The sequence below is a fragment of the Burkholderia perseverans genome, from assembly GCF_022870505.1.
Classification (GTDB): Bacteria; Pseudomonadota; Gammaproteobacteria; order Burkholderiales; family Burkholderiaceae; genus Burkholderia; species Burkholderia plantarii.
Map to the genome: position 1 here is coordinate 2594885 of NZ_CP045093.1, position 8535 is coordinate 2603419.

General features: G+C 56.8%; 6 protein-coding genes and 3 pseudogenes. 7 read left to right on the top strand and 2 right to left on the bottom strand.

The window, feature by feature from the left end; genetic code table 11:
* Window positions 1-78: 78 nt before the first annotated feature.
* The 7 genes and pseudogenes from BpN12_RS10675 to BpN12_RS10695 form a co-directional block, all read left to right on the top strand.
* Window positions 79-558 (top strand): annotated as a pseudogene (locus BpN12_RS10675) (IS3 family transposase); the annotation flags it as partial.
* A gap of 144 nt (window positions 559-702) precedes the next feature.
* The gene (locus BpN12_RS10680) at window positions 703-1635 is read left to right on the top strand and encodes a sce7726 family protein (protein ID WP_246792531.1); all 933 of its coding nucleotides are present in this window, start codon (window positions 703-705) and stop codon (window positions 1633-1635) included.
* A gap of 44 nt (window positions 1636-1679) precedes the next feature.
* The gene (locus tag BpN12_RS10685; protein WP_246792532.1) at window positions 1680-2627 is read left to right on the top strand and encodes a sce7725 family protein; all 948 of its coding nucleotides are present in this window, start codon (window positions 1680-1682) and stop codon (window positions 2625-2627) included.
* 195 nt (window positions 2628-2822) lie between these two features.
* On the top strand, window positions 2823-4223 hold the full coding sequence (locus tag BpN12_RS10690) for a 3'-5' exonuclease (protein WP_246792534.1): 1401 nt from the start codon (window positions 2823-2825) through the stop codon (window positions 4221-4223).
* Window positions 4220-4621 (top strand): annotated as a pseudogene (locus tag BpN12_RS33445) (DarT ssDNA thymidine ADP-ribosyltransferase family protein); the annotation flags it as partial. The gene BpN12_RS10690 and the pseudogene BpN12_RS33445, both read left to right, overlap by 4 nt.
* Complete coding sequence (locus BpN12_RS33450) at window positions 4606-4857, top strand: DarT ssDNA thymidine ADP-ribosyltransferase family protein (RefSeq protein WP_425306306.1); 252 nt, start codon at window positions 4606-4608, stop codon at window positions 4855-4857. The pseudogene BpN12_RS33445 and the gene BpN12_RS33450, both read left to right, overlap by 16 nt.
* Window positions 4858-4911: 54 nt before the next feature.
* Window positions 4912-6717, top strand: coding sequence for an ADP-ribosylglycohydrolase family protein (locus BpN12_RS10695; protein ID WP_246792536.1), 1806 nt, complete (start codon window positions 4912-4914; stop codon window positions 6715-6717).
* Between the two features lie 31 nt (window positions 6718-6748).
* On the opposite strand, the pseudogene BpN12_RS10700 reads toward BpN12_RS10695, so the two are convergent.
* Window positions 6749-7066, bottom strand: a pseudogene (locus BpN12_RS10700) (integrase core domain-containing protein); the annotation flags it as partial.
* A 16-nt stretch (window positions 7067-7082) separates the two neighbouring features.
* Window positions 7083-8168 carry an IS110 family RNA-guided transposase gene (locus tag BpN12_RS10705; RefSeq protein WP_246792537.1) on the bottom strand — a complete coding sequence of 362 codons (1086 nt, stop codon included), beginning with the start codon at window positions 8166-8168 and terminating at the stop codon, window positions 7083-7085.
* Between the last annotated feature and the right edge of the window lie 367 nt (window positions 8169-8535).

Sequence of the window (8535 nt, forward strand, 5' to 3'; positions counted from 1 at the left end):
ACAGGCAACTCAGAAATACCGCTGACGTGCCTGTATTAACTTAAACCAACCAGCCTCCACGATTCCCGGGGCGGTTCAGATCGAGCTTGGGTCACAGACATTACGTATCTACGAACCTGGCAGGGCTGGCTTTACCTGGCCGTGGTACTGGATCTCTATTCGAGAAAAGTCGTCGGCTGGGCGATGAAGCCAACCCTCGCTCGCGAACTGGTCCTCGACGCACTGTTGATGGCGGTTGTGCGCCGCCAACCGAAGCAATCCGTGTTGGTCCATTCTGACCAAGGGAGCCAGTACGGCAGTGATGAATGGCGTCGTTTCTGTCAGGCACACCAGCTCGAGCCCTCGATGAGTAGACTCGGCAATTGCTGGGACAACGCCGTGGCGGAATCCTTTTTTAGCAGCCTGAAGAAAGAGCGGATCCGCAAACGCATCTATAAAACTCGCGATATAGCGCGTGCCGACGTCTTCGACTACATCGAGGTCTTCTACAATCGAACCCACGGCCATAGCCATCTCGGCGGCCTGAGTCCCGAGACCTTCGAACAAGCTGCGGCGTGAGGGTCAGGGGTGTTTAGTGTCCTCCGGGCAGTCCAAAAGCAGCTGCCACCGATTTCGTCGACATGGCAACCGCGCCGGCGCCAGCATTACAATAGCGCTCATCCTATACGGATGGTACAGACGCCAACGAAAACATCCGACCGAATGCCTGCTTCACAATCCGCCACCCCACCAGCTAAACAGCGCGCCAAGTGCCGGGCCCTGAGTCCGGCGGAACGCCTGCGCATTCTCGCGCGCATGTTCACTCGGCCAGTTTTTGCGAACATCGCCCGGTCTGGCAACTGGCAGGTTGCGCTCGACTTCTTAGCGGAACACGGACTGCTGGCTCCAACGTCGGAGGCGCAATCCCTTGCGTCGCTATTCGATTCGGCGTGGCGAGAGATGCGCCGCGCATATCGCAACGAATTCGTCTATAAGACCGAAATCGCGAGCCGGATTGTCTTCGGTAGGCACAGTCCGAACACGGCGTCCCTCCACGTCGAGTTGCCAGTCGGACGTTCAATCGTTGACGTTGCAGTTTTCAACGGCACATCGACCGCTTACGAAATTAAAACGGAATTCGACACGCCACGACGGCTCACCACGCAGACATCAGACTATCTCGCTGCATTCGACCGGGTGTGTCTGGTGACTCATCCACGCTGTGCCGAAAGCTATGCGGAAATCGTCGACCCGCGCGTCGGAGTTCTCGTCCTTACGGAGCGGGGCTCCTTGCGACAAATTCGCAAGCCGTCGACCAACCGACAGAACGTTACTCCCAAAACTATCTTCAGCTGCCTTCAGAGAGCAGAGTATGTCGAGGCAGTGTCGCTGAAAACTGGCGAGCCGGTCGTAAAACCATCTGCGATTATCCAAGCGTATTGCAGCGGAGTGTTCCAAGAGTTTACCTCGCTGGAAGCGCATGATATCTTCGTACGCGCATTAAGAAAAAGGAAAACCGACGGGGATACCGTGTGCTTTGTGACCGCGCTGCCGGAGAGCTTGCGCGTGCTCGGCTATGCCACCCCGTTGTCGGGGCGACAGAGAGAAACCGCACTCTCTGCTCTGAGAGAGGACATCAGCTACCGGCTTGCCTGAGACGCTCTCTCCGTCCGAACGGCGGAATGCAAGAGGGCCGGACCTTGTACTTCCCGTATCTTTATGCTCGTCAGTCTGAGCTTCTGGCATTGCGTTCGTTGCGTGCTAACTACCCCATCCGCGACATTCTAGTTCCAATCCTAGAACCAGTTAATCGCGCCGCCGCCCCGTTGGCTCGACTGCTGAACGAATTCGGCGAAGCCGGTGACAATCTGATTGTCGTTACTAATCCCCATCAGCACGATTTTCATGCTGGTGATTTTGACGGCTGGATTGGGCCGGTCGAAGAAGCCATCAATACACACGCCGCACTCATTCCGGGTCTGCTGTGTACGCCCACGACAACTGTTCCGCAAATCAGGGACTTTCTCGCACAGTACCGAGGACGTGACGTCGCCCTGCTTTACATGAACGCCCGACTCACGGAGGCCAACGCGCAGCGGCTGGCCGAGCGGGCGAACATCCGCTTCCATGTAAATCTGCAGGAGCGCATGAGCGCCGCACATCGTGCGCTCCTCCCTCGCGACAAGGTAGTCGACATCCGCGATGACTTTCAGCGCAAAGCGCGCAATTCCGACTACGAAGGTGTCGAGTTTTTTACCGACCGTCACCTCAATTTTCAGAACGTGGCAGTCGGGTTCGGCGACTACACAATCCTGGGCGCAACATTTGAAGCAGGGGGCGGTCAACCGTCGGCCGTCGCGATTCACGCCACGTACAAGGAGCGAGGCGCGGAGGTCTGGGTTGAGCATTTGGTTTCCGACGACATCGAACGCGACGTCGGGACGATCGGCGAGAAGTTTCTCCAAGCGGCCGGAAAGCTTGTCGAGCGCGTTCGTGCTGCTCCCCGGGCGTTCGGCGACGACGAAGCACTGCAGGCCTACGCAAACGACGTTGCGACTCAGCACTTCCCGGGACTGCCAAAAAATAAAGAGCGGCAGATTTATCACCATCTTGCGCTAATGTGTCAATTGCTCGCCGGCGTGCTCTGAGTATGGCCCGCTTAGCAATTGGCCGAAACATCCCTTTGATGGGGCACCCTACATTTGAAGCTTGTTCATCATTTTAGGTATCGACAACACAAAGTCGCGTGAGCGTATCGTTCAGCACAAGCAAGGACGGCGAGACAAATCGCGTGGGCAATAGAAACGAAAACGGAGAACGCTGAGAACGGCGGTTGCATCTATATGGCATTGCCCAAACCAATTGGAAAGCAGCTGGAAGTAGTGTGTCTGCCGGCAACCGGACAGCATGTGGTGCTCGGTACCGCCGGCAGCGGCAAGACTACGATGGCTGTAGCTCGCGCTAGGTATCTGACGAACAATCTGCTTCCGGACGCGGGCAGAACTTTGATTATCACGTACAACAAAGCGCTGATGAACTATATCAATAGCTTCGGGAGCGATATTCCTAAAAATGTTGACGTTCGGAACTATCACCTTTTTGCCAGGGGCTATCTCAAGTCGTGTGGCAAACTGCCCGACCGGTGTATCGCGGTATCGATACAGCGTAAACAGCTCATTGAACAGGCTCTTAAAGACGTCAAAGAGAGATATGAAGACCACGCTTTCTTCCATCGGCCGTTGAAGTTCTTCCTCGACGAGATACAGTGGTTGAACGGACGCAACATCGAATCAGTCGACCGCTACAACGAAGTAACTCGGACAGGTCGAGCCTCCGCACAGATGGACCGCGTGTTGCGCCCCATCATGTGGCAAATACTTGAGCGCTACCGTGAACTGCGAGCGACGAGTGGGAAGCTCTACGACTTGGATGATATAGCGGCTGCGGTGTCAGCCTCGCTCGACGGGGACGAGCGTCCGAGGATGTACAAGCATGTCATCATCGATGAAGGACAGGACCTCTCACTCGAGATGATTCGATCCTTGACGAAGACTATCTCAGCGGACGGTTCAATTACATTTTTCGGGGACGTGGCGCAGCGAATCTATGGTCACGGCCGCGGGATGAGCTGGCGCGAGGTGGGCTTTCAAACGCGACAGGTCTGGCGTTTCGAGCAAAATTACCGAAACACGAGGAACATCGCCAATCTGGCGGTTGCCGTGTCCGATATGCCATATTTTCTGGGCGGCCAGGACATGATTGCGCCGATTGTATCCGCCGCTGACGGGCCGAAGCCCGCGCTCGTTCACTTCGTCGCCCCAGAAACAGAGCGCGAACTGGTCGGAAAATTGGTTGAAAAACAGTACCGAACTAAAAGCGTGGCGGTTTTACTGCGCACTCACGAGAAAATTCGCGAAATCCGTCCGTATTTGCCGGATGCGGCAGTGCAATTAAAGGAAGAGGCCGCGAGTTGGATGGCCGGGCACGGTGCCTACTTTGGCACCTACCATTCCTCTAAGGGTCTTGAGTTCGACCTAGTAATCCTCCCCTTCCTCTCCGACGCTGAGATGCCAAACTTGAAAGACATCGAGGCGGACGAAGTAGACGAGATACTCGCCGAAGACGGCAGGCTCCTCTATGTCGGCATCACGCGCGCAAAGACCTCCCTGGTGCTCACCTACACCGGAAACGTCACGCAATTGCTGCCGACAGACGATTCGCTTTACAGCCGGAGTTCTCGATGACCGTGAACACGAACATCTTGGATGATTGCGCAAGGCGGGGCGTTACCCGCCTGTGCCACTTTACGCCGTCGAGGAATCTCATCCACGTCCTAGCCTCTGGATATCTGAAGGACCGTCAGACACTGGACATGGAGTCCCGCGACGAGGTCAACCCGACCGACGAATACCGTCTGGATGGGCACCGAGACAAGATATGCTGTTCGGTCGAGTATCCCAATAGCTACTACCTTGATATCGTGACGAGGAAGGAGCTGATTTTCCTCGATTGGGTGGTACTGTTCATTGACCCCGTGGTGTTGTGGTCACCCGGTACGCTCTTTTGTCCGCGGAATGCAGCTGCCGAGAACGGCGCCCTGATAGCGGGCGGGTGGCCAGGATATGAATCCATGTTCGCGCCACGAGTCCAAGGGACGGAGGACGGTCTTTCAAGCGCCAGGCCTCGCACTTGTCCTGCTCACCGACAGACATGCAAGCAGAGGTTCTCGTACCTGGGCCCATTCCAATAGATGCCATTCAAGGTATGGCCATGCGTACCGAGAAGCAGGCTCAGACCGAGAGAGCGCGCGCGCTGGGACACGCTGGGTCTGTCAGCGCCGACAGTGCCGACTGTCATTGCTCCCGTCTTGTTCGATAAAATGGAGCTGAAACAACACATTTGGACGGGGCGCCGTCCCACCGAGACCGCAGCATGAGCGAAAGCATCCTGAACCGTCGCGAAGAGCAGAAGACCACGACCAGTCCCGAACGCGCCATTGCAGCGTTTGTCGGTGCTGCGGTCGGGGATGCGCTCGGCTGGCCGTTCGAGGGCAGAGCAGCAGGCAAACTTGACGTTAGGCAATGGGACGGCCAGTTCGTCGACTGGAAGAAGCGCAGCGGCAGCAGATTTTCACCTCGGTGGGAACGAATAGACGCAGGCGCCTATAGTGATGATACCCAGCTCATCCTAGCCATCTCGCGCGCACGCTCGACTAAGCAGCATTGGTGGGAACATTTTGCGCGCGTTGAATTACCCTTTTGGACCTGCTACGAGCGCGGCGGCGGCGGAGCGACGAAGCGCGCGGCCAACTCATGGCTGGCGGGAGTCGCTCCCTGGGATTCCAAGGCCAAAGACGTTGCTAAGCGATACTTGGAAGCAGGCGGCAATGGCGCAGCGATGCGTGTATTGCCGCATTGCGTATCTCATGCGAGAGACGACGACTTCTCCACGTTGGCGAAAGACATCCTTGCCGACGGCGTGACGACACATGGTCACCCGCGCGCGCTCGTAGGGGCGCTCGCTTTTGGGTACATACTATGGAATGCCTTCAAGAGAGTCGACACGCTCGACTATGGGTCTTTGCTTCGCCGATGCGTGGAAGAGACAAGCGTCTGGGGAGCACTACCCGACATCTCGCTTCAATGGCCGTCGTGGCTTCCAGCCACGCGAAAGCACGTGCAAGACTTCGATGGGCTTTGGCATCTCACGGTGGAAGAGATTGTGAGCCTTTGCCATCTTGCCATGGATGGTTTAGAGGCTGGTGTGCTTTCGGACGACATGGTAGTCGTGAAGGCGCTCGGAGGCTTAAGTCCGAAAACAAATGGCGCCGGTACGACAACAGCGGTTGCGGCACTGTATTACGCGTCTCGATATGCCGCTTCCCCATTGGAAGGCATGCGGTGCGCGGCCGCCTCTGAGGGCGCAGATACAGACACTCTCGCGTCAATGACGGCCAGTCTTCTGGGTGTGATAAACGGCATGTCTTGGTTGCAGGACTACGAGGACAAACTGCAGGATGCCGATTACATTCAGCAAACTGCGAAGCATTTGGTTTTCATGCGCAAGGCCGCTGCGACTTCCAACCAGGTAACCAAACGCGACCTTGCTGAATTCAAAGACCAGCTAGGAGGCAAAGAAGCGCCATCAGGTCTTCCAATGCCTATTGGATTGCGAGTGACATCCGTTGAGCGTCGCCACGAGCAACTTGGCGAACGCGTCTTCGAAACGCGCGTTGTTGCGACAGACGCTGGATTGACGCTGTTTATTCCAAGCGACGCGGCGAAAAAGGCGGAAAATCCGAGGGGCATGGCACCGAAGGGTAAGATTCTGGAGGGTGCTATACGAAAGCTGGACGTTTCAGCGGAAAGTCCATCCCACTCCGATAGTGATTTTGAACCAGCAATTGGTATGTCTCTCCTTGTTAGAGACCTCAGCAAATCGCGCGCGTTCTATGAGGGGTTTCTGGGATTGAAAGTAACCGGTGCATCGCAGAGAGTTGTTCGCTTTTCCTCAACCCTTGCTCTGCGAGAAGACGCGAATGCTCAACTATCTTGTGACGGAGTTAAGCTTTTCGTCAACGTCTCTGACGTCAACTCCTGCGCCGCTAGATTGGCCAGAGCGGGAATTGAGTCCTCGGAAATAGTCGTTCGAGGAAATACTCGTTCATTCGAATGTCGAGACCCAGCCGGGTATGCCATCGAGGTGTTCGAGCGATTGAACGCTCACTCGACGAACTGAACCACACCGGGAATCGTGGAGGCTGGTTGGTTTAAGTTAATACAGGCCCGTCAGCGGTATTTCTGAGTTGCCTGTAGTAGTTTGCCTCAGCCTCAGCGGGCGGGATATGGCCGAGCGGTTCCATCAGCCGATGATGGTTATACCAGGCCACCCATTCCAGCGTTGCCAGTTCGACGGATTCCCTCGTTTTCCAAGGGCCGCGCCGATGAATCAGTTCCGTCTTGTACAGGCCGTTGATCGTTTCGGCCAGCGCATTGTCGTAGCTGTCGCCCCGGCTGCCGACCGACGGCTCGATGCCGGCCTCGGCCAGCCGTTCGCTGTAGCGAATGCTGACGTATTGAGACCCTCTGACGCCCTTCTAAAGGTCAAGGGGTAAATTGGGTCTGGGCGATCTGGCGGTGGCGTTGCCGGATGGCGTAGAAGACCTCTCGCGCGATATAGCGCTTTAGGCAGCGGATCGCTTCAAGCTTTGAATGGCCCTCGCTGACGCGTTTGGCGACATAGGCTTTTGTGCGATCGTCGGTTCGCAGGCGACCGATGGCGATGATGTGCAGGGCGCTGTTGGCCGCACGATCCCCACCTCGATTCAGTCGATGTCGTGTCACCTTGCCGGAAGACGCCGGGACGGGACTCACTCCACAAAGGGCCGCGAAGCTGGCCTCTGACTGAAGCCGGTCGCTATTGTCGCCAGCGGTCAGTAGCAGTTGCGAAGCGGACTCGTAGCCAATCGAATTGCGGGAGACCAGATCGGGGGCGAGTTCATCGACCAGGGCCGCGATCATGACGTCGAGGTCGGCGATCTCGTCGTGCAACTCGAGATACCGGCGCCCCAGTGATTTCAATGCAATCCGGTTGGCAGAGATCAGGTTCCGATAGTCAGACAGATCGGGACGCCATGCGGCCAATGTCCGGATGAGCTGCATCCGGGTCATCTTGCGCAGCGACTCGCGTAACTCGTCAGGCGCGCTGACGATGGTATTGTGGATCAGTTGCAATGCAACGCGCCTCGCCGAGATAGCAGTCTTCCGGCAGACTTTCAGAACGCGCAGCGATTCAATCATACCGTCACGCGTCTTGGGCGTGACTGTCCGCACACCAGCAAAGGCAGCGTGCGCCGCGTTGCACGCGTCCAGCGTGTCGTCCTTACCGCGTTTGCGCCGGTCACTCTTGTCCGGTGTCGTGACCTCGAGCACTGTGACGCGGGCTTGCTGAAGGTAGCGAAGCAAGCCTGCTCCGTATGAGCCCGTGCATTCGACGCCAACCCGGGCAAGCTCACCGAATGAGCGCATCCAAAGCAGCATCTGTTTGTAGCCATGCCGCGTGGTAGGGAAGCATTCACTGCCGAGCAGACGATTGTGTTCGTCAACGACAGCCGCGACATGCAGGTCCTTATGCGTATCAACGCCGCCCACGACGTTGCGATATCCAGACGTAGCCTGTTCTTCTTTCATAAGCCTTGCTCCGGTCGCCAATGGGATTCAGGCGATTTCACCGGCATCGAGTACCTGGACAAGACAGTAAAGCGACAGAGCGTCAGGCCCTTCTTGAGTCACACGCATCGACGAGGCGAAATCTCGCCGTTCGGCAGTTCCGGACGACCGACAGGTCCGGGGAAAGACACTACGTCGATCGGAATGTGGGTCAGGTCACCCGGAACGCTTTACGGCACCAGAGGTTGCCGGGGAATCCTCGTTGCAGACCGTGAGGAGCCTGAAACATCTGATACCCGTATTCTTACTGTCGGAATGATGAATCAACGTCCCGTCCTCGCCCGGTTGGCGGGCGTACAGCGCTTGTTCAAGTGCATCCAGAACAAAG